Consider the following 21956-nt stretch of genomic DNA (forward strand, 5'->3'; position numbering starts at 1 on the left):
ACAGGCCCGCCCCTGAACGCTGCTGCCCACACCGCTGCGACCGCCTCAGCACTGCTCGCCCCTGCTGAAAGGATAAACGGTGAAAGAGGGCGCGAAAGAAGGAAGTGGCATCAATATCCATGCATTGGCTCATTGCGCCGCCTCCTTGTCACTCGCGTTTGCGTTAGGCGCATAGCTGTAGGTGCGGGCCAGCATCGATAGCTCCAGCTGCTCGCCACCGTCGACCGGTGACAGGCTGAAGTCATGCAGCGTGACGATACGTGGCAGTGCCGCCACCCCGGCCAGGAAAGCGCCGATGCGGTGATACTCACCGCGCACGCGAATGTCGAAGGGTCGCTCGATGTAGTGCTCCTTGGGCACCGGCTCACGAAGGCGAATCGCCTCGATGGAGAGCTGATTGTCCAAGGCGGTCTTGCTGATATCGTCGATCAGCGCAGGAATCTCGGCACCGCTGGGCAGCATTTCCAGCAGGCTATCGAGACGGGCATTGAGGGTGGCCACCTGCTCTTCCATGGCCGGCAGCCTCGCCGCTTGCGCGGCCTCTCGACCATAGGCAGTCAGCAGCTGCGTCTCTTCACGACGCGCTTGCTCAAGAGCCTCCACCTTGGGAGCCGCCAGATACCAGTCCATGGCAAAGCAGGTCACCCCCAACACCAACAGGCAGCAGGCCAGCTGCAGTGACCAGGGCCAGCCACCCGCTTCCTTTATATCCAGCTCGCGCCAATCCAGCTCACGCAGGCGACGCCATTCGGCTGACAGGTTCATGGCGCCTCCTCGACCGCCGCGGGCAAGCGCTGATCCACACTCAGCGAAAAGCGCCGGCTTCCCTGCTCATCGCCCTCGACCTGCGACAGCACCGGCACGCCCAGCACCGGCGCGGCCTCCAGGGCGCGCAGTTGATCGGAAACCTGGTAGTTATCCTCGGCCACGCCATTCAGGCTAAGCCGCTGCCCGGCACGGGACAGTTTCGAGTAGTACACACCTTTCTGGAGACTGGCGCTGAGGGCATTGAAGACACGCACGGTCTGGCCGCGCCCCTGTTGGAGCTGACTGAAGACATCGATCTTGTCCCGTATGATGTCACGGCTTTCTTCGTCATCGTGCATGTCCTGAATATCCTGCTTGAGCAGTACAGACTCAGAGCGGATATGTTCATTGCGCTGCTGCTGCACGGCCAGCTGGTGATCGTAGTAGAACGTCATCACATAGCCGCCGCCCAGTCCAAGGACCGCCATCAGCCCCAATGCCAGATTGAAACGCTTGCCGCGGCGTTCACGCTGCGCCTGACGCCAGGGCAGCAGGTTGATTTCGATCCCCATCAGCGCCCCCTCATGGCAAGCCCACAGGCGGTCAGCATGGCCGGTGCATCATTGGCCAGCGTCTGGGCATTGATGCGTGGGTTGACCTGCATGCGCCGAAACGGGTTGGCGTTCAGCACCTCCATGCCGGTTTCCTCGACTAGACGCTCCTTGAGTCCAGGAATCACGCTGGACCCACCGGCCAGCATCAAGCGATGCACTTTTTCCTTGCGCCCCGCGGTATAATAAAGCTGCAGAGAGCGCCCGACCTGCTGGACCAGCGTCTCGATGAAGGGCATCAAGACGCTCCCGGCGTAATCCTCGGGCAATCCGCCGCGCTTCTTGGCAAGCCCCGCTTCTTCTAGGGTAAGCTCGTAGCGGCTGGCAATCTCATCGGTCAGACGCCGGCCGCCGAAGACGGTGTCACGGCTATAGACGATGCGCCCGCCCTTGAGCACATGGAAGGCGTTCATGTTGGCCCCGATATCGACCAGCGCCACGCACTCCTCGTCGCTGCTCGCCACCATTTGCTGCTGGAGCTCGCTAAAGGCGCGCTCCATGGCGAAGGTCTCGACATCGACCGCTGCGGGAGTCAGGCCGGCTTGAAGCAGCGCCTCGGTCAACTGGTTGACGTCTCGGTTGCGACAGGCCACCAGCAGCACGTCCTGCTGATCGGTATAGCGCTCATTGATGCCCAGGCGCTGAAAGTCGAAGGAGACCTCGCTGAACGGAAAGGGGATATGCTTGTCAGACTCGAGTTCGATGCGGGCCTCGACTTCCTCATCATTGAGGGAGGCAGGCAGGATCAGTGTCTTGGTGATGGCGGCGCTGGCAGGCACGGCGACGCAGGCGTCACGCGTGCCAGGCTGAGCCTGGACGACGGCGCGCTGCAGCGCTTCGGCGACGGCACCCATGTCACGAATGCGCCGCTCGACCACGGTGCCCTCACGCAAAGGCCGCACCGCATAACTTTCCACCCGGCGCTGACCGCGGACGTGCTTGAGCTCAATCAGCTTTACGGTCGCCGAGGAAATATCCACCCCGATCAACCCTTTTCCGGACTTTTTGAGCCTTTTCAAGGCCTCACCCCCAACTCAAGCCTACGTTGTCATCGTACCCATGCATTAGTTGACTGCGCTGCACTTAGGTTAAAAAGCTCATACAGGCCAGACTACATGATTCTGCGAATGCTAACACTTTAGGCGTCGTTCCAGGCCTTCAACGCTGGTGACCTGACGCCCGGGTTCCTATAATACTGCCCTCCATGGAAGTCTCGCTCTCAGCACCATCGCCCAGCCACCGTTCATCATGAGTACTACGTTTTCATGAAGCTATTCAAAACGCTTGCCGCATCGGCGATATGGATCACGCTATCCCTGAGCGTATCCGGCGTCCTGGCCTTGGTCGGCGCCGCCCTGTATTTCGCCCCTGGCCTTCCCGACGTGCGCCAATTGCAGGACTTCGAACTGCAGACCCCTCTGCGTATCTACACTCGCGACGACAAGCTGATCGGCGAGTTCGGCGAGGAACGTCGTCTGCCAGTGAGCTATGACGAAATACCCAAGGACATGATCGATGCCCTGCTCTCCGCAGAAGATGCCGGGTTCTTCGAGCATCCCGGCGTCGATCCCAAGGGCCTGCTGCGCGCCGCCACCGAGCTGGTCGCCAGCGGCGGCGACATTCAGTCCGGCGGTAGCACCATCACCATGCAGGTGGCCCGCAACTATCTGCTGACCCTTGATCGGACCTTTACCCGCAAGATCCGCGAGATCCTGCTGGCTCTGCAGATGGAACAGGTGCTGAGCAAGGAAGAGATCCTCACCCTCTACGTCAACAAGATCTTCCTCGGCCACCGCTCCTACGGCATCGGTGCCGCCGCCGAGACGTACTATGGCAAGCCGCTCTCCGAGCTGAGCCTGGCCCAGACCGCGATGATTGCCGGCCTGCCCAAGGCGCCCTCGAACTTCAACCCGCTGACCAACCCCGAGCGCTCGCTGATCCGCCGCAACTGGATCCTCTATCGCATGCGCGAGCTTGGCCACATCGATGCCGAGCGCTACGAGGCCGCCGTAAAGGCGCCGATCACTGCTCGTCGCTTCGCCACTCAGCTCGATGTCGACGCCGACTACGTGGCTGAAATGGCCCGCCAGTTCGTCGTCGATCACTATGACGACGCCTATACCGGCGGCTACAAGGTCACCACGACCCTCGACAGCCAACTGCAGCCGCTGGCCCGTCAGGCGCTGACCCAGGGACTGATCGAATACGATACCCGCCACGGCTGGCGAGGTGCCGAGGAAACCGACATCCCGGCAAGCCTGGTCGAAGCCCAGAATCGCACCCAGCGCAGCGGCCTCGAGGAAGAGTTATCTGAATCCGAGGTGCGCGAGACAGCTCGCCAAGCCGCCGAACGCAGTCAGACTCAGGTCAGCGGTATCGACGGCGACGTCAGCAACTGGCTGCGAGTCCTCGAGCGCACGCCGGCCTATGGGCCTTTGGAACCGGCCATCGTGGTCAAGAGTGAGGACCGCGAGATGCGCGTGCTCAGCCGCGACGGCAAGGCCATCACCCTGCCCTGGAGTGGCCTCGAGTGGGCAGACCCCTACCTGAGCCCCTACAGCCGCGGTCAGCCGCCGAGCTCAGCAGGCGATATTGCCGATCGCGGCTCACTGGTCCGCATCCTCGAGCAGGACGATGGCAGCTGGCGTCTCTCTCAGCTTCCCGCCGCCGAGGGATCGATCATCGTTCAGGACCCTGACAGCGGCGCCGTACTGGCCCTGCAAGGCGGCTTCAGCTTTGCCTCCAGCAAGTTCAACCGTGCCACTCAGGCCAAGCGCCAGCCTGGCTCAACCTTCAAGCCGTTCATCTACCTGGCTGCCCTGCAGCAGGGCGGCATGACGCCAGCCACGGTGATCAACGACGCCCCGGTGGTCATGGAGTCCAATGACGGCCTGTGGCGGCCGGCCAACTCCGGCGGCGAGTTCCGCGGCCCCACCCGGCTACGCGAAGCGCTGGCGCAGTCACGCAACCTAGTGACCATCCGCATCCTGCGCACCATGGGGCTCGATAGCACCATCGATTTTCTGACCGGCTTCGGCTTCACCAAGGACCAGCTGCCCAACGGGCTGTCACTGGCGCTGGGCAGCGCCAGCCTGACCCCCTTGACCATGACCAACGCCTATTCGACGCTAGCCAATGGTGGTTTCCAGGTCTCGCCCTGGTTCATCAAGGAAGTCACCCGCGATGGCAAGGTCATCGAGAAGGCCGAACCGGCGGTTGCATGCCGCGACTGCTCGCCAGACGCCGAGCACGTCGAACGCGACGGCGAGAGCTATCCGCTGGCGCAGCGCGTCGCCGAGGAAAGCTCTGTCTATCTGCTGCGCAGCATATTGCGTGACGTCATCGAGCACGGCACCGGCCGCCGCGCCCTGGCCCTCAACCGCGGCGATATCGTCGGCAAGACCGGCACCACCAACGACCGCCGCGATGCCTGGTTCGCCGGTTTCAATGACGAGCTGGTGACCACCGTCTGGGTCGGCAAGGACAACTACGACACCATCGCCGAGTATGGCGGCCAGGCCGCCCTGCCCATCTGGATGGATTTCATGGGCCAGGCCCTGGATGGCCACGCCGAGAAGCAGCCCGAGCGCCCGGATAACATCGTGACCGCGCGCATCGACCCTGCCACCGGCCAGCGGCTTCGCGACGACCAGTCCGGCGGCATCCAGGAGATGTTCGTGGCCGGCAAGCTGCCGACGCTTGCGCCACGCAGCATCGACCAGGAGCTCGAATCACAGAGCGGCTCTCAGGGCACCGGCTCCTTCGACGCCATTTTCTGACCTCCAGCGACCCGGGGCGCCCCGCCCCGGGCATCGAGCATCATGATTCCGCACTTCCCCCACAGCGACCGGCATTGCCCGGACGGTCAAGCCCCGCGCCGCGCCGGTCAGCCAGCGGGCGCAATACAGGAGCTGGCTGCGTCGCGGCCGTCCCGCCTACTGCAGCTCGTCCTGCTGGCCGGCACCCTGGGAGCCGCTATCGCCAGCAGTCCTGTCATGGCTTATCCCTTTTACGCGCCGCCGAAAGCCAAGCCGGATGCACCGACCCTCAGCGGCGATGCTGAACTGGGCTATACGCGCCTGAGCGGCAACACCAACAGCCAAACGCTGATCGCCAAGACACGGCTGGCCTGGCTCACCGACGACTGGTTGCACACCCTTCGCCTGGAGGCCCGCACCGTCAGCGAAGACGAGGAAACCGAAGATGAGCACTACCTGGCCTCGTGGCGCGAACGCTACGACCTTAGCGGACCGCACTACCTGTTCGGCTTCACCCGCTGGGAGCGAGAGCGCGACAGCGGCTATGACCGTCAGCTGACCGCCATCGGCGGCTATGGGCGCCAGCTGCTCGATGACCCCGCTCATCAGCTGTCCCTGGAAGCCGGCCCCGGCTATCGCGATGACCGCGTCGAGGATCAGGCAAGCCAGCAGCTGCCGGTAGCCTATGGCGCCATGGACTATCGCTTCACCCTGTCAGACACCGGCTACTTTGAGCAGCAGATGTCGGTGGAAACCACCAGCGAGAACACCACCGTGCGCTCGCTGAGCGCCATCACCAGCAAGCTCACCTCACGCCTGGCACTGCGCCTGTCCCACGAGATCAAGCACAACTCCCAGCCGCCGGATAGCGCAGAAACACGCACCGACACCACCACCAGCGCCTCGCTGCAGCTGAGCTGGTAGTCGCTTTTTCCACGACCTCATCCCCCCCAAACGCAACACGCCGGCCCAAGGGCCGGCGTGTGGTGAGCAGGGCGCGTCCTGTCAATCAGTCGCCGTAGACGCCTTCCACGCTGGTCAGCGGATAGTGCGCCGGGTAGGGCTTACGCGCCACGCCGGTATCCACCGCCGCCTGAGCGACCGCCGAAGACACCCGGTCCAGCAGACGAGAATCCATCGGCGTGGGGATGATGTAGCCGCGACCGAACTCAAGGTGATCGATGTCGTAAGCCTTGAGCACCTCCTCGGTGACCGGCTCCCGGGCCAGGTCCTTGAGAGCGTGAACCGCCGCGACCTTCATTTCCTCGTTGATCCCGGTGGCACGCACGTCGAGGGCGCCGCGGAAAATGAACGGGAAGCCCAGCACGTTGTTGACCTGGTTCGGGAAATCCGAGCGACCGGTGGCAATAATCACATCGTCGCGGGCGGCCTTGGCGTCTGCAGGGTGAATTTCCGGATCCGGGTTGGAACAGGCGAAGACCACCGGGTTCGGGGCCATGGTCTTGAGCAGTTCAGGCGACAGCAGGTTGGGGCCGGACAGGCCCACGAAGACATCGGCGCCATCGATGGCATCACCCAGGGTGCGACGCTCGGTCTCGGTGGCGAACATCGCCTTGTACTGATTGAGGTCCTCGCGGCCGCTGTGAATTACGCCCTTGCGGTCGAGCATGAAGATGTTCTCGGCCCGCGCGCCGCAGGCGACCAACAGCTTCATGCAGGCGATAGCCGCCGCACCGGCGCCCAGGCAGACGATGCGGGCGCTGTCCAGTGACTTGCCGGCGATATCCAGCGCGTTGAGCATGCCCGCGGCCGTGACAATGGCCGTGCCGTGCTGATCGTCATGGAATACCGGGATGCTACAGCGCTCGACCAACGCCCGCTCGATCTCAAAGCACTCTGGCGCCTTGATGTCCTCGAGGTTGATACCGCCCCAGGTATTGGCGATACGCGCCACGGTATCGATAAAGGCCTGCGGACTTTCGGCATCGACCTCGATATCCACCGAATTGATGCCGGCGAACTTCTTGAACAGTACGCCCTTGCCTTCCATCACCGGCTTGCTGGCCAGCGGCCCCAGGTTACCCAGGCCGAGAATCGCCGAACCATCGGAGACCACGGCTACCAGGTTGCCCTTACCGGTATAGAGGTAGGCGTTTTCCGGATCCTTGGCGATTTCACGACAGGGCTCCGCCACGCCCGGGCTGTAGGCCAGCGCCAGATGCTTCGCCGAGGTCGTCGGCTTGGTCAGCTCAACGGACAGCTTGCCGGGAATCGGATGGGAGTGGTAATCCAGTGCCGCTTGCTTCGGATCAGTCATGTCGCGTCCAGTGATGTCATGTGAAGTGGCGCAAGAATATAGAAAAACGCCCGCCCCCACAACGCAAACCAAGTTGGCCTATTTTTCCAACTTTTATTGCGCGTTTGGTGCCAATCCCATCCATTTGCTGCAGTTTATACCTGACCTCTTACCCATAATGCACAGCTTATCTTTGACGACCCGCCGGCGACCCGCCATAAAAAAGCCCGCCGCGGGACATCCCGGGCGGGCTCTGGTCCAGCTGGCGACCCAAAGGGTCGCCAGCCTGGCGGCGTAAGCGCTTAGCCGCGCTTGACGGCAGCACCGAAACGCTTGTTGAAGCGCTCGACGCGGCCACCAGTGGTCGCCTGCTTCTGCTTGCCGGTGTAGAACGGGTGGCACTGCGAGCAGACGTCCAGAGAGAACTCGTGGTTCGCGGTGGAGCCCACTTCAAAGGTCGCGCCGCAGCTGCAAGTGGCGGAGACCTTCTTGTAATCGGGATGGATACCTTGTTTCATCTTGAAGCCTCATTAAACGGTATGCCGCCACCTGATCTGCTGCCAGGCACCGCATACGGGTTATGATCGCCCGCGGCCAAGTGGCCACGTCAACGAACCGGAATCCGCCGACTCTCTCACATGTCCTGGATCAACCCGCAATGGGTGGACAGGAAACGAGAGCGAGGCTGCGGAGGGCGGTGATTCTAGCAGACCCAATCTCGGAGGCCAATTGTCCGCCAGTGCTTCGTCGCTTCCCGACGCTCCCCGCGTGCTGGGGGTTGCCGTACCCACCCCGCTGCGCCGCCTGTTTGACTACCTGCCCGGTCCCGAGACACCGCCCGGCGGCTGGCGGCCCGGCCTGCGCGTCCAGGTCGCCCTGGGGCGACGCTCGGTCGTCGGCATCGTCATCGAATGTCGCGCCACCAGCGAGGTGGCGCTCGACCGCCTCAAGCCCATAGAGGCCTGCCTGGATGAAAGCCCGCTGCCCGCTGACTGGCTGTGGCTGACGCGCTTCACCGCCCGCTACTATCAGCATCCGCTCGGCGATACCCTGCAGCAGGCGCTGCCGGTGCTGCTACGCCAGGGGCGTCCGCTCGAGGCCCGCACCCTGGAGCGCTGGCGGCTAAGCGCACATGGCCAGGCGACCCAGGCCGCCGACCTTGGCCGGGCGCGACGCCAGGCCGAGCTGCTGGAACTCTTGCGCCAGCACCCCCGGGGCCTGCCCACCGCCGCCGTCACCGCCCAGCAGTTCAGCCGCGCCCAGCTCACGGCGCTGCGCGACAAGGGGCTCGTCGACTGCCTCGAGGAGCCACGCCTGGCCAGCGAGCCACCGCGCCCGAAGACCCTGCTCGCCGAACCGGCGCTCAACCTCAACCGCGAGCAGGCGGCGGCCCTTTCGACCCTGCACGACGGCCTCGACCGCTATCACCCCTGCCTGCTGCATGGCGTCACCGGCAGCGGTAAGACCGAGGTCTATCTACAGCTGATCGAGGCAGTCATCCAGCGTGGCCGCCAGGCCCTGATCCTGGTACCCGAGATTGGCCTTACCCCCCAGACCCTTGAGCGGTTTCGCCGCCGCTTTCGGGTACCGGTGGTGGCCCTTCACTCAGGCCTCACCGACCACGAGCGCCTGGATGCCTGGCTGGCCGCCATGAGCGGGCGCGCACCGATCGTCATCGGCACCCGCTCGGCGATCTTCACGCCGCTGGCCGCCCCCGGAGTGATCATTGTCGACGAGGAGCACGACGGTTCGCTCAAGCAGCAGGAAGGCCTTCGCTACCACGCCCGGGACCTGGCCGTGGCGCGGGCCCACCACCATGGCATCCCGGTGGTGCTGGGCACCGCCACTCCGGCACTGGAAAGTCTGGCCCAGGCCAGGAGCGGACGCTATGCGCATCTGCGCCTGACCCAGCGTGCCAGCCGCCATCCGCCGGCCAAGCTCGAACTGATTGACCTGCGCGGCCGCCCCCGCCAGGGCGGACTGATTCCCTCGGCCATCGACGCCATCCGCCAAACGCTCGCCGCCGGCCACCAGGTGCTGGTGTTCATCAACCGGCGCGGCTTCGCGCCGACCCTTGCCTGCCATGCCTGCGGCTGGCTCGCCGAATGCGACCACTGTGACGCCCGCATGACGCTGCATCGTCAGCCGCCGCTGCTGGCCTGCCACCACTGCGAGCGCCAGCAGCCGCTACCGCCGGCCTGCCCGACGTGCAAAAGCGGCGACCTGCGCCCGCTGGGGGCCGGCACCGAGCGCGCCGAGGAAAGCCTGGCCGCGCTCTTCCCGGAGGTGCCGGTACACCGCATCGACCGCGACAGCACGCGGCGCAAGGATGCCTTCGGCGAGGTGCTCGCCGAGATCAAACGCGGCGAGCCGAGCCTTTTGGTCGGCACCCAGATGCTCGCCAAGGGTCACCACCTGCCCCACGTCACCCTGGTGGTCGTAGTCAACGCCGATGCCGGCCTCTATGCCAGCGATTTCCGGGCCCTCGAGCACTCGGCGCAGCTACTGACTCAGGTGGCCGGCCGCGCCGGCCGCGCCGCCCACCCGGGCCGAGTGCTGGTGCAGACCCTGCACAGCGACGACCCGCACCTGCGCCTGCTCGCCGAACGCGGCTACGATGCCCTGGCCGAGGCGCTGCTAGAGGAGCGCCGCGGCGCGGCCCTGCCGCCCTTCCGCTTCCTGGCCCTGACGCGTTTCGAGAGTGCCCGAGAGGCCGAGGCCATGGGGCTCGCCAAGGAGGCCGGGGAGGCGTTGCGCGAGTGGCTGGCGACGCGGGGTAACGCCGTGACGTGCCTGGGCCCCGTGCCGGCTCCCATGGAGCGTCGTCAGAACCGCTATCATGTACAGCTGTTGCTCTCTGCCACGCAGCGCAGCCAGTTGCACGAAGCCAGCGCCTGGCTCGTGGCCTGGCTGGAGGCCTGCCGCGACGCCCGGCGGGTGCGCTGGTCGCTGGATATCGACCCCCAGACCCTGGCCTAGGCCCAGGCTCGGACTGGGTGCTGGGCCAGGGGCGCTGCGGGAATGCGCGCCCTGGTGCAGCGCTTAATCTGTGAATTCAGGTTTAAAGCGCGGCGGCAATTGCCGATAATGCGCCATCACGCTGAGTTGAGCGACGCTAACTCGCCGGCCGGCGGCACGCTCCTCGCCGTCATTCACGCCTGCCGGGCCAGGCAACAGGACATCAGGTTTTTCATGAAAGACACCATCATTGCACTGCTCGAAGAGGCTCTGAGCGCCCTTCAGCAGCAGGGCGAACTGCCCCAGGACATCGCCCCGACCATCAAAGTCGACCCCACCAAGGACAAGGCCCACGGTGACTTCGCCACCAACCTAGCGCTGATGCTGGCCAAGCCGGCTGGCAAGAAGCCCCGTGAGCTGGCCGAGGCGCTGGTCGCGGCGCTGCCGGCCTCTCCGGCGGTCAGCAAGACCGAGATCGCCGGCCCGGGCTTCATCAACTTCTTCGCCGCCACCGACGCCCTCGCCCAGGTGGTGTCGACCATCCTCGACAGCGGCGACGCCTATGGCCGCTGCCTCGACGGCAAGGGCGAGAAGGTGCAGGTCGAGTTCGTCTCCGCCAACCCGACCGGCCCGCTGCACGTCGGCCACGGCCGTGGCGCGGCGATCGGCGACAGCCTGTGCCGCCTGCTCGAAGCGACCGGCTACGACGTGACCCGCGAGTTCTACTACAACGATGCCGGCGCCCAGATCAGCAACCTGGCGCGCTCAGTGCAGTCCCGCGCCAAGGGGCTGACCCCGGACGACCCGAGCTGGCCGGCCGACGGCTACCGCGGCGATTACATCCGCGATGTGGCAGAGAGCTACCTGGCCGGCGAAACCGTGCACGCCGATGACCGCCACGTCACCGGCGCCGCCGACCCCGACGATCTGGACGCGATCCGCGACTTCGCGGTGGCCTATCTGCGTCGCGAGCAGGACCTGGACCTCAAGGCCTTCGGCGTCGCCTTCGACGTCTACTTCCTCGAGTCCTCGCTCTACGAAGAGGCCAAGGTCGAATCCACCGTCAATACGCTGATCGAGGGCGGCCATACCTACGAGCAGGACGGCGCCCTTTGGCTGCGCACCACCGACTTCGGTGACGACAAGGACCGGGTGATGCGCAAGCAGGACGGCGGCTACACCTACTTCCTGCCCGACGTCGCCTACCACCTCGACAAGTGGCAGCGCGGCTTCACCCAGGTGATCAACGAGCAGGGCGCCGACCACCACTCCACGGTGACCCGGGTACGCGCCGGCCTGCAGGCCCTCGAAGCGGGCATTCCCAAGGGCTGGCCGGACTACGTGCTGCACCAGATGGTGCTGGTCACCCGCTCGGGCGTCGAGGTCAAGCTCTCCAAGCGCGCCGGCAGCTACGTGACCCTGCGCGACCTGATCGACGAAGTCGGCCGTGACGCCACCCGCTACTTCCTGGCCGCGCGGCGTGCCGACTCTCAGTTGACCTTCGATATCGACCTGGCCCGCTCGCAGTCCAACGACAACCCGGTCTATTACATCCAGTATGCCCACGCCCGGGTATGCAGCGTGCTGCGCAAGGCCGCCGCCGAAGACCGCGACTTCCAGCACGACCTGGCGCTCGACAACTTGGCCGTGCTCGACACCGATCAGGAAAAGGCGCTGATGAACCGCCTGGCCCGCTACCCGGAGGTGGTGCGTATCGCCGCCGGCAATCGCGAGCCGCAGCAGGTCGCCCAATACCTGCAGGACCTGGCCGCCGATTTCCACACCTGCTACAACGCGGTGAAGGTGATGGTCGACGACGATGCCCAGCGCAACGCGCGCCTGGCACTGGGTATCGCGACCCGCCAGGTGATCCGCAACGGCCTCGACCTGCTGGGCGTCAGCGCCCCCGAGGAGATGTAAGCCATGGCCGCACGCCAAGCCGCTAAACCCGCCAGCCGCAAGGGGGCGACGACCCGCAAGCGCGCCACACAGGCCAAGCGCCAAGCGCCCCGCGTGCCCGGTTGGCTGTGGGGGCTGGGTGGCCTGGTGGCCGGTTTCTTCCTCTCCCAGTACCTGCAGGATTCAGCGCCGGCACCACTGGCCAAGGTATTCAGCCGTCCCGCGGCCGAGCAGGCCGCACCGTCGGCCGACGCATCGAAGGGTGAAACAGGAGGCCAGGCGACCGGGGCCAGCGAGCCCCGCATGCCGACCTTCGAGTTCTATACCCTGCTGCCGGAATCCGAGGTCATCGCCCCGGGCGGCGAGTCTCAGGGCAACGCCTCGGCGGCGGCCAAAGACCCCATCGCCGAGCAGATCTCGCGCCAGCAGGCGCAGAGTGCCGAGAACCGCCGGCCCACCGAGATTGCCGACGACGAGCGCTACATGCTGCAGGCCGCATCGTTTCGCGACGCCTCGGATGCCCAGCGCCTGGCAGGAAAGCTGAGCGACTTCGGGCTGATGGCCAGCATCAGCAAGGTCCAGACCGGAGACGGCGCCACCTGGCACCGAGTTCAGGTCGGCCCCTACGGCGACGCCCGCGAGCTCAACCGCGCCCAGGATCTGATGATCACCCAGGGCATTGAGCCGCTGACCATCCGCCTGCAGAACTGAGCCGATCCGCGCAGCCGCAACGCCGCGCGTGGCCGCGGCGGCAGGCATCCACCTGCCGCCGCCTGGCCAAGGTTGAATTCCCCCTCCCCCGCCCACACCTTTCCTTCACGTTACCAACGACAGCTTTCATGGCGTCCGTCCGACCGCTCACCGCATCCCGGACGCCCAAGTCACCGGGAGTGTCATCGCTCCCACTACGGAGTCCTTCTCCATGACCACGATCGTATCCGTACGCCGCGGCGACCAGGTCGCCCTGGCCGGTGATGGCCAGGTCTCACTGGGCAACACCGTCATGAAAGGCAACGCCAGCAAGGTGCGTCGCCTCTATCGCGGCCAGGTGCTGGCCGGTTTCGCCGGCGGCACTGCCGACGCCTTCACCCTGTTCGAGCGCTTCGAAGCACAGCTCGAGAAATACCAGGGCCACCTCACCAAGGCCGCTGTCGAACTCGCCAAGGAATGGCGCACCGACCGCGCCCTGCGCCGTCTCGAGGCGCTGCTGGCGGTGGCCGACAAGAACGCTTCGCTGATCATCACCGGCAACGGCGATGTCGTGGAACCCGAGCGCGGCATCATTGCCATCGGCTCGGGCGGCAACTATGCACTGTCCTCGGCCCGCGCCCTGCTCGAGAACACCGAGCTGTCGGCCCGTGACATTACCGAGAAGTCCCTGGAGATCGCCGGCGACATCTGCGTCTTCACCAACCACCACATCACGCTGGAAGAGCTCTGAGCCATGACCCAGATGACCCCCCGCGAGATCGTTCACGCCCTCGACCAGTTCATCATCGGCCAGCAGGACGCCAAGCGCGCCGTGGCCGTGGCGCTGCGCAACCGCTGGCGCCGCATGCAGCTCGATGAAGAGCTGCGCCAGGAAGTCACACCCAAGAATATCCTGATGATCGGGCCGACCGGCGTGGGCAAGACCGAAATCGCCCGTCGCCTGGCCAAACTGGCCCGTGCGCCCTTCCTCAAAGTCGAGGCCACCAAGTTCACCGAAGTGGGCTATGTGGGTCGTGACGTCGAGTCGATCATCCGTGATCTGACCGAGGCGGCGATCAAGATGGTTCGCGAGCAGGCCAAGGAAGAGGTCGGTCACAAGGCCGACGATGCCGCCGAGGAGCGCATCCTCGACGCCCTGCTGCCGCGGCCGAGGGGCAGCGAGTACGACAGTGCCCGGGACGACACCTCGACCCGCCAGGTCTTCCGCAAGAAGCTGCGCGAGGGTCAGCTCGATGACAAGGAAATCGACATCGAGATCACCCCGCAGAGCGGTGGCATGGACTTCAATACCCCGCCGGGCATGGAGGAGATGGCAAGCCAGCTGCAGAGCATGTTCTCCAACATGAACAAGCAGAAGACCGAGACCCAGCGGGTCGCGGTCAAGGATGCCTGGAAGCTCCTGCGCGACGAGGAAGCCGCCAAGCTGGTCAACGAGGACGACATCAAGCATCGCGCCATCGAGGCGGTGGAGCAGCACGGCATCGTCTTCCTCGACGAGATCGACAAGGTCGCCAAGGGCCAGCAGGGCAGCGGCGGCGAGGTATCCCGCGAGGGCGTGCAGCGCGACCTGCTGCCGCTGATCGAGGGCTCGACGGTCTCCACCAAGCACGGCATGGTCAAAACCGACCACATCCTGTTCATCGCCTCCGGCGCCTTCCACCTGGCCAAGCCCTCGGACCTGATTCCGGAGCTACAGGGCCGACTGCCGATCCGGGTCGAGCTCAACGCCCTGTCACCGGAGGACTTCCAGCGCATCCTCACCGAGCCGTCCGCCGCCCTGACCAAGCAGTATCAGGCGCTGATGGCCACCGACGGCCTCGAGATCGCCTTTACCGACGATGGCATCAAGCGCATCGCCGAGATTGCCTGGCGGGTCAACGAAGGCACCGAGAACATCGGCGCCCGTCGCCTGCATACCGTCATGGAGCGCTTGCTCGAAGATGCGTCCTTCAAGGGTGGCGACATGGAAGGCCCGCTGACCATCGACGCCGCTTACGTCGACTCCCAGCTCGGCGAACTGGCCATGGACGAGGACCTGTCGCGCTACATCCTCTGACCTGGCACGCTGGCCGTGGCCACGCCCTCGCGGCGGGCCGCGGCCAGCCCGCTTTGTGGATTCCTACAGGAGGCCGCCATGAGCGTCCCGATTCCCTCACGCGTTCACTACCACAAGTCCGCCCGCGAGCTGGAGCTTGGCTACCCGAACGGCGACACCTACCGGTTGTCGATCGAGTATCTGCGCGTCTTCTCGCCCTCCGCCGAGGTGCGCGGCCACGGCCCCGACACCGCCGTGCTGCAGGTCGGCAAGAAGAACGTGGGCCTTGCCAACATTACCCAGGCCGGGCGCTATGCCCTGAAGCTCTCCTTCGATGACGGCCACGACAGCGGCCTCTTCAGCTGGGACTACCTGTACGCCCTGGCGACCAACGCCGAGATCAACTGGGCGGACTATCTCAAGCGACTCGAGGCGGCCGGCGAGTCCCGCGAGCCGAAGAGCATCCAGTTCAAGGAGCTGTGAGGCAACCGCCGACCCGCAGCGCCGGTCGGCAGAACACCGTCGCCTATCGGGCACCGCTCGAGTCCGTGACGGCAAAGACAAGGCCATCGCGGTGACGCTACAATGGCGTCACCGCCGGCCTCTTGCCGGCTCTCTTATTATTGTGCGTGCCGCACCACGGGCACGGACTGATGTACTGACTGATAGGGATGCCCATGGACAAGCGCACCACTCACTTCGGCTATCAGGAAGTCCCGGTCGACGAAAAAGCCTCGCGGGTCGCCGACGTCTTCCACTCGGTGGCGGCGCGCTATGACGTGATGAACGACCTGATGTCCTTCGGCATCCACCGGGTCTGGAAGCGCCTGACCCTGGAGCGTGCCGGCGTGCGTCCCGGCCACCGGGTGCTCGACATCGCCGGCGGCACCGGTGATCTGACCCTGAAGTTCTCGCGCCAGGTCGGCCCTCGCGGCCAGGTGATCCTCGCCGACATCAACGCCTCCATGCTGCGGGTCGGCCGCGACAAGCTGCTCGACCATGGCGTCGGCGGCAACGTCGAGTACGTCCAGGCCAACGCCGAGTGCCTGCCCTTCCCTGACAACAGCTTCGACTGCATCACCATCGCCTTCGGCCTGCGCAACGTCACCGACAAGGATGCCGCCCTGCGCTCGATGGCAAGGGTACTCAAGCCCGGCGGTCGCCTTTTGGTGCTGGAGTTCTCCAAGCCCGATAACCCGCTGCTGTCGAAGGCCTACGACGACTACTCCTTCCATCTGCTGCCGAAGATGGGCCAGTGGGTGGCCGGTGACGCCGACAGCTACCGCTACCTGGCCGAGTCAATTCGCATGCACCCGGACCAGGAGACCCTCAAGGGCATGATGGAAGCGGCCGGGCTCGAGCGCGTCGAGTACACCAACCTGACCGGCGGCATCGTCGCCCTGCACCGAGGCATCAAGCTCTGATGATGGTCCTCGCCGGTTTCGAACGCACCCTGAACGCCCTGCTCGCCCGGGACCCTGCAGCGGCCACGCGGTTGGCCTCGCTCGCCGGCTCGCGCCTGCTGGTGCGCCTGGAGCGCCCGGCCTATGCGCTGCTGGTGACCTTCGATGCACATGGCCTGTCGCTCTCCCGGGGCGAGGGTCTGAGCGATGAAGACGCCGATGTGATCGTCGAGGCCGACAGCGAGGCCCTGGGTGAGCTGATCGGCGGCGAATCCGCCGAGCGTCTGATGTTCCGAGGACGCCTGGCGGTGCGCGGACGCGCCCAGGTACTCGAACAGGCCCGGGACCTGCTGCTCGACCTGGACTTCGACTGGGAGGGCGAGCTCGCCCACTGGCTTGGCGATAGGCCGGCCCACAGCCTGGCCGAGGGCATGCGCCGCCTGGCCCGCTGGGGCCTGCGCACCCGCCAGGAGCTGACCGCCGACATCGGCGAGTACGTCTTCGAAGAGGCCAAGCTGCTGCCCGGCCGCCATCAGCTCGAGGTGATGCGCGACCAGCTTACCGCGCTCGAGATCGCAAGCGATCGCCTCGAGGCCCGGCTCGAGCGCCTCAGGCGACGCCTGGAAGCGCGCGGCCTGCCTGACGACAGGCGCGACGGATCGGCTGAGGAGCCCTGCCCATGAGCCTGCGCCTGGCAAGGATTGGCTGGGTCATCACCCGATATCGCCTCGACACCCTGATCCCACGGGAGCGACTGCCCTGGCCGCTGCGGGCGCTGCTCGCCCTCTCGCCGCTGCGGCTCTTCCCGGTGCGCGGCGAGCGCGCCGAGCGGCTGCGCCTGGCCCTCGAGGCGCTGGGCCCGATATTCGTCAAGTTCGGCCAGATGCTCTCGACCCGCCGCGATCTGCTACCCCCGGATATCGCCGACGAGCTGAGGCGCCTTCAGGATCAGGTGCCGCCCTTCCCCGGCGATCAGGCCGCGGCCCTGGTCGAGGAGGAGCTCGAGTGCCCGCTCGACGAGGCCTTCGCCCACTTCGATAAAACGCCGCTGGCGTCGGCCTCGATCGCTCAGGTACATGCCGCCCGGCTGCCCGATGGTCAGGAGGTAGTGGTCAAGATCATCCGCCCCGGCATCGAACGGGTCATGCGCCAGGACATGTCATTGCTCTACGCCGCGGCGCGCCTGCTGGCGAAGGTCCCTGAGGCCCGTCGCCTGCGGCCCCGCGAAGTGGTGGCCGACTACGAAGCCACCCTCTTCGACGAACTGAACCTGCATCGGGAAGCCGCCAACACCTCGCAGCTCAAGCGCAACTTCAAGGACTCGCCGCTTCTCTACGTGCCGGCAATCCACTGGCCGCTGACCCGGCGCCGGGTGATGGTCCAGGAGCGCATCCACGGCATTCCGGTGGCCGACATGGCCGCCCTCGAGGCCCAGGGCACCGATCTCAAGAAGCTCGCCGAACGCGGGGTGGAAATCTTCTTCACCCAGGTATTTCGCGACAACTTCTTCCATGCCGACATGCACCCGGGCAACATCTTCGTCGCCCACGGCAAGCCCCACGATCCTCAGTACATCGCCATCGACTGCGGCATCGTCGGCAGCCTGACCCGCGAGGACCAGGACTACCTGGCACGCAACCTGCTGGCCTTCTTCCATCAGGACTACTACGAGGTCGCGGCGCTGCATATCGAATCCGGCTGGGTCGGCGAGGGCACCCGCGCCAACGAGTTCGCCTCGGCGATCCGCTCGGTCTGCGAGCCCATTCTCGAGAAGCCGCTCAAGGACATCTCCTTCGGCCAGGTGCTGCTGGGGCTCTTCCAGACTGCGCGGCGCTTCAACATGGAGGTCCAGCCGCAGTTGGTGCTGCTGCAGAAGACCCTGCTCAACATCGAGGGCCTTGGGCGCCAGCTCTATCCGGACCTGGACCTGTGGCATACCGCCAAGCCGTATCTGGAGCGCTGGATGAAAGAGCGCGCCGGCCCCCGCGGGCTCTGGGAGTCGCTGCAGCGCCAGGCGCCGGAGCTGTCGCGCCAGCTGCCAGAACTGCCGGTGCTCGCCCACCAGGCACTTTCCCGGGTCGAGGCCGAACACAAGCAGCGCCACCGCCAGAGCGAGTCGCTCTCAGGCCTGCGCCGCCATGTGGCCGCCTCTGCCCGCGGCGCCCGGCGGCTGCGCCTAGGCGCGCTGCTGGTGGGCCTGGCCGTTGCCTGGCAGCCGCTGCTCGACTGGGCCGGCGAACAGCCCTGGCCGGTGCTGGTGGCGGCCGGCCTTGGCGTCCTGCTGCTCGCCTGGCAATAAGCCCCGCCGCGGACCAAAAGAGCATCACAGGCCACTGAATAATAAGATTTTTCGATCCACTGACCCAGGAATGTCATCGATGAGCGATATTCTCAACCAGCTCGCCGAGGTGCTCGACCAGCGCCGCCAGGCGGACCCCGGCACCAGCTATGTGGCCTCACTGCATCACAAGGGGCTCAACAAGATACTCGAGAAAGTTGGCGAGGAAGCCACCGAGACCCTGCTGGCAGCCAAGGATGCGGCTAATGGCTCAGAGAAGAACCGCGAGGCAGTAGTCGCTGAAACGGCCGACCTGTGGTTTCATAGCCTAGTGATGCTGTCGCATCTCGGGATTGACCATCAGGACGTGCTTGATGAACTGGCACGTCGCTTCGGAATATCAGGGCTGGACGAGAAAGCCGCCCGCCCGACGGACGCTTAGGCCCAAGGGCCCATTGAAGGGAGAGACTCCATGTTAGGTGGCATCAGTATCTGGCAACTCTTGATCGTGCTGGGCATCATCATCCTGGTCTTCGGCACCAAGAAGCTGCGCAACGTCGGCGGGGATCTTGGCGGCGCCGTGAAGGGCTTCAAGAAAGCCATGAACGACGGCGAGAAGGGCGAAGACGAGAAAAAGGAACAGGAAGACGCCACTCAACAGCGCGTCGCCCATGACGAGACCGGCAAGACCTATGACGTCGAAGCCGAGACCAAGACGCAGGAACCGGACGAGCGCAAGTAACCGCCCATGTTCGATATCGGTTTCCTCGAACTGCTGATCATCGGCGTAGTCGGTCTGCTGGTCCTCGGCCCCGAGCGTTTGCCCAGGGCAGCGCGCACCGCGGGCCTGTGGATCGGCAAGATCAAGCGCACGGTCTCTGGCATGCAGCGAGATATCTCCGCCCAGCTAGAGGCCGAGGAGCTGCGCCAGAAGCTCGACGACCAGCAGAAAAAGCTCGACGCCAGCCTCAACAAGGTCAAGCAGGATGTCGAGCGTTACGCCGAGCCTGACAGGGTCGACGCTGGCCGCGCCAGTCCTGACAATGCCACGAACAATGCCACGGACGACGCCACAGACAAGCCCAAAGGCCAGCAGACCGACGACAGGGCTCGCCTGGACGCCGCCCCGGCTCAACGCCGTGACGAGGCCACAGCGACCTCAGAGGCCCCCCGTGAGGCGTCCGCGGACAGCGACAAGGACCAAAGCACCCGATGAGCGCCACTCCCGACCCGCAGGACAGTCAGCCTCATGACAGCCAGAAGAGCGGCCAGGAAGCTAACCAGGCGCCCCTGATCGAGCATCTGATCGAGCTGCGTTCGCGATTGATGCACGCGGTGCTGGCGATCCTGGTGATTTTCCTGGCCCTGTACGCCTTTTCCAACGATATCTATACCTTCGTCGCCAAGCCGCTGATGGCGCTGCTGCCGGAAGGCTCGCAGATGATTGCCACCGAGGTCGCCTCGCCCTTCCTGGCGCCCTTCAAGCTGACGCTGGTCGTATCGGTGTTTATCGCCGTGCCCTTCGTGCTGCACCAGGCCTGGGCCTTCATCGCGCCCGGCCTCTACGACAACGAGAAGCGCCTCGCCGTGCCGTTGCTGGCCTCGAGCGTTGCGCTCTTCTACGGCGGTGCGGCCTTCGCCTATTACGTCGTCTTCCCTCTGCTGTTCGAGTTCTTCACCCAGACCGGCCCGGCTGGGGTCACGGTGATGACCGACATCAACCAGTACCTGAACTTCGTACTCAAGCTGTTCTTCGCCTTCGGCGTCGCCTTCGAGATTCCGATCGCCACCTTCCTGCTGATCTTCTCCGGCGCCACCACGGTGGAGAGCCTGTCGAAGAAGCGTCCCTATGTCGTACTGGGCTGCTTCGTGGTCGGCATGCTGATGACGCCGCCGGACGTGATCTCCCAGAGCCTGCTCGCCGTGCCGATGTATCTGCTCTATGAGGTGGGCATTCTGTTCGGACGCCTGGTCAAGCGCCAGCCACGCCCCACGGACGACGGCGACGTCTGAGACGTCCTTCCCGCCTACCGCTCTGATCAACCCCGCTGAGGCGGGGTTTTTCATGGGCGACGGCAAGCCACCACGCGCATCAATGCCGGTCGGGCGGGGTGCGACAAGTCAACGCTTCCGGCACTCGTGCACACTGAATATACTCGAAGGACATGCATGGGCACTCGCCCGAGCTGTAACCGGTTGTCATCTTGTCGTCATCATCGCCTGCCATTATCTGCGCCAAGGTAACCAGGCACCGATGGCGAGTCCTGATTGGAGACAGAGATTGAGTTTCACCATCCCTCGCCAGTATCCCGGTACCCGCATGCGTCGCATGCGCAAAGACGACTTCTCGCGTCGCCTGATGGCCGAAAACACCCTGACAGCAGCCGACCTGATCTGGCCGGTGTTTGTGCTTGAGGGCAGCAATCGCCGCGAAGCCGTGCCCTCGATGCCCGGCGTCGAGCGCCTGTCGATCGATCTATTGATCGAAGAAGCCCGCGAAGCACAGGCGCTGGGCATTCCAGCGCTGGCACTGTTTCCGGTGATCGACTCAGAGCTCAAGAACGAGCTGGCCGAAGAGGCCTATAACGCCAGCGGCCTGGTGCAACGCTGCGTGCGTGAGCTCAAGGCGGCGTGCCCGGCACTTGGCATCATCACCGATGTGGCGCTAGACCCTTACACCAGCCACGGCCAGGACGGCATTTTGGATGAGGCGGGTTACGTTCAAAATGACCGCACCGTCGAGGTCCTGATCAAGCAGGCGCTGTCACATGCCGAGGCCGGCGCCGACGTAGTGGCTCCCTCGGACATGATGGACGGGCGTATCGGCGAGATTCGCCAGATGCTTGAACAGGAACAGCTGCATAACACACGTATCATGGCCTACAGCGCCAAGTATGCCTCGCGCTATTACGGCCCCTTCCGCGATGCGGTGGGCTCGGCAGGCAACCTTGGCAAGGCGGACAAGAGCACCTACCAGATGGACCCGGCCAACAGCGACGAGGCCCTCCAGGAGGTGGCGATGGATCTTGCCGAAGGCGCCGATATGGTCATGATCAAACCCGGCATGCCTTATCTGGACGTGGTTCGGCGGGTCAAGGACGAGCTGCGTGTCCCGACCTACGCCTACCAGGTCAGCGGTGAGTATGCCATGCACATGGCGGCCTTCGAACGTGGTTGGCTCGAGGATGATAGGGTCATTCTAGAATCGCTGATGTGTTTCAAGCGCGCAGGTGCCGACGCCGTTCTGACCTACTTCGCCAAACGCGCGGCGCGACTGCTAGCAAAATAACAGGAAGGGC

Annotated in this window: 21 protein-coding genes; 16 read left to right on the top strand and 5 right to left on the bottom strand. The window is 65.1% G+C overall.

The annotated features are described in order from the left end of the window. Nucleotides 1-129: 129 nt before the first annotated feature. The 3 genes from BCL93_RS04320 to pilM are packed head-to-tail and all read right to left on the bottom strand — an operon-like array spanning nt 130 to nt 2377. Nucleotides 130-765 carry a type 4a pilus biogenesis protein PilO gene (locus BCL93_RS04320; protein WP_112053873.1) on the bottom strand — a complete coding sequence of 212 codons (636 nt, stop codon included), beginning with the start codon at nt 763-765 and terminating at the stop codon, nt 130-132. After that, nucleotides 762-1319, bottom strand: a complete 558-nt coding sequence (locus BCL93_RS04325) for a PilN domain-containing protein (protein WP_112053874.1) — start codon at nt 1317-1319, stop codon at nt 762-764. Before BCL93_RS04325 ends, BCL93_RS04320 begins: the two co-directional genes overlap by 4 nt. Next, nucleotides 1319-2377 (bottom strand): type IV pilus assembly protein PilM, encoded by a 1059-nt coding sequence (pilM, locus tag BCL93_RS04330; protein WP_112053875.1) that lies wholly within the window; start codon nt 2375-2377, stop codon nt 1319-1321. The genes BCL93_RS04325 and pilM overlap by 1 nt, the downstream gene beginning before the upstream one ends. 246 nt (nt 2378-2623) lie before the next feature. Here pilM and BCL93_RS04335 point away from each other — a divergent pair, with 246 nt between their 5' ends. Continuing rightward, a complete protein-coding gene (locus BCL93_RS04335; RefSeq protein ID WP_112053876.1) occupies nt 2624-5137 on the top strand; it encodes a penicillin-binding protein 1A in 2514 nt (837 codons plus the stop codon). A 42-nt stretch (nt 5138-5179) separates the two neighbouring features. Beyond that, on the top strand, nt 5180-6040 hold the full coding sequence (locus BCL93_RS04340) for a DUF481 domain-containing protein (RefSeq protein WP_425339111.1): 861 nt from the start codon (nt 5180-5182) through the stop codon (nt 6038-6040). A gap of 85 nt (nt 6041-6125) precedes the next feature. Here the strand turns inward: BCL93_RS04340 and BCL93_RS04345 are convergent, their stop codons facing one another. After that, nucleotides 6126-7394, bottom strand: coding sequence for a malic enzyme-like NAD(P)-binding protein (locus BCL93_RS04345; RefSeq protein WP_112053877.1), 1269 nt, complete (start codon nt 7392-7394; stop codon nt 6126-6128). A gap of 281 nt (nt 7395-7675) precedes the next feature. Continuing rightward, nucleotides 7676-7891, bottom strand: coding sequence for a 50S ribosomal protein L31 (gene rpmE, locus BCL93_RS04350; protein WP_112053878.1), 216 nt, complete (start codon nt 7889-7891; stop codon nt 7676-7678). Between the two features lie 211 nt (nt 7892-8102). Between rpmE and BCL93_RS04355 the strand changes: the two genes are divergently transcribed. From BCL93_RS04355 to hemB, 14 genes are all read left to right on the top strand, one after another. Then, entirely contained in the window at nt 8103-10352 is a 2250-nt protein-coding gene (locus BCL93_RS04355) for a primosomal protein N' (protein ID WP_112053879.1), read from the top strand. A gap of 213 nt (nt 10353-10565) precedes the next feature. Next, nucleotides 10566-12251: an arginine--tRNA ligase gene (gene argS, locus BCL93_RS04360; RefSeq protein ID WP_112053880.1), complete on the top strand. Its 1686-nt coding sequence runs from the start codon at nt 10566-10568 to the stop codon at nt 12249-12251. Nucleotides 12252-12254: 3 nt separating this feature from the next. Continuing rightward, nucleotides 12255-12941: an SPOR domain-containing protein gene (locus tag BCL93_RS04365; protein ID WP_112053881.1), complete on the top strand. Its 687-nt coding sequence runs from the start codon at nt 12255-12257 to the stop codon at nt 12939-12941. A gap of 211 nt (nt 12942-13152) precedes the next feature. Then, nucleotides 13153-13671, top strand: a complete 519-nt coding sequence (gene hslV / locus BCL93_RS04370; protein ID WP_112053882.1) for an ATP-dependent protease subunit HslV — start codon at nt 13153-13155, stop codon at nt 13669-13671. Between the two features lie 3 nt (nt 13672-13674). Then, complete coding sequence (gene hslU / locus BCL93_RS04375; RefSeq protein WP_112053883.1) at nt 13675-14997, top strand: ATP-dependent protease ATPase subunit HslU; 1323 nt, start codon at nt 13675-13677, stop codon at nt 14995-14997. A gap of 78 nt (nt 14998-15075) precedes the next feature. Beyond that, nucleotides 15076-15459 (top strand): gamma-butyrobetaine hydroxylase-like domain-containing protein, encoded by a 384-nt coding sequence (locus tag BCL93_RS04380; RefSeq protein ID WP_112053884.1) that lies wholly within the window; start codon nt 15076-15078, stop codon nt 15457-15459. A gap of 194 nt (nt 15460-15653) precedes the next feature. Further along, nucleotides 15654-16400 (top strand): bifunctional demethylmenaquinone methyltransferase/2-methoxy-6-polyprenyl-1,4-benzoquinol methylase UbiE, encoded by a 747-nt coding sequence (gene ubiE / locus BCL93_RS04385; protein ID WP_181463026.1) that lies wholly within the window; start codon nt 15654-15656, stop codon nt 16398-16400. Then, nucleotides 16400-17062, top strand: a complete 663-nt coding sequence (locus BCL93_RS04390; protein WP_112053886.1) for a ubiquinone biosynthesis accessory factor UbiJ — start codon at nt 16400-16402, stop codon at nt 17060-17062. The genes ubiE and BCL93_RS04390 overlap by 1 nt, the downstream gene beginning before the upstream one ends. Then, nucleotides 17059-18678 (top strand): ubiquinone biosynthesis regulatory protein kinase UbiB, encoded by a 1620-nt coding sequence (gene ubiB, locus BCL93_RS04395; RefSeq protein WP_112053887.1) that lies wholly within the window; start codon nt 17059-17061, stop codon nt 18676-18678. The genes BCL93_RS04390 and ubiB overlap by 4 nt, the downstream gene beginning before the upstream one ends. 79 nt (nt 18679-18757) lie before the next feature. After that, complete coding sequence (locus BCL93_RS04400; RefSeq protein ID WP_112053888.1) at nt 18758-19099, top strand: phosphoribosyl-ATP diphosphatase; 342 nt, start codon at nt 18758-18760, stop codon at nt 19097-19099. Between the two features lie 30 nt (nt 19100-19129). Then, the gene (gene tatA / locus BCL93_RS04405; protein WP_112053889.1) at nt 19130-19399 is read left to right on the top strand and encodes a Sec-independent protein translocase subunit TatA; all 270 of its coding nucleotides are present in this window, start codon (nt 19130-19132) and stop codon (nt 19397-19399) included. A 6-nt stretch (nt 19400-19405) separates the two neighbouring features. Then, nucleotides 19406-19873 (top strand): Sec-independent protein translocase protein TatB, encoded by a 468-nt coding sequence (gene tatB / locus BCL93_RS04410; protein ID WP_112053890.1) that lies wholly within the window; start codon nt 19406-19408, stop codon nt 19871-19873. Further along, on the top strand, nt 19870-20670 hold the full coding sequence (tatC, locus tag BCL93_RS04415; protein ID WP_112053891.1) for a twin-arginine translocase subunit TatC: 801 nt from the start codon (nt 19870-19872) through the stop codon (nt 20668-20670). The genes tatB and tatC overlap by 4 nt, the downstream gene beginning before the upstream one ends. Before the next feature lie 307 nt (nt 20671-20977). Continuing rightward, entirely contained in the window at nt 20978-21946 is a 969-nt protein-coding gene (gene hemB, locus BCL93_RS04420) for a porphobilinogen synthase (protein WP_181463028.1), read from the top strand. Nucleotides 21947-21956: the final 10 nt, after the last annotated feature.

This window comes from Onishia taeanensis (assembly GCF_003268885.1).
Taxonomy (GTDB): Bacteria; Pseudomonadota; Gammaproteobacteria; order Pseudomonadales; family Halomonadaceae; genus Onishia; species Onishia taeanensis_A.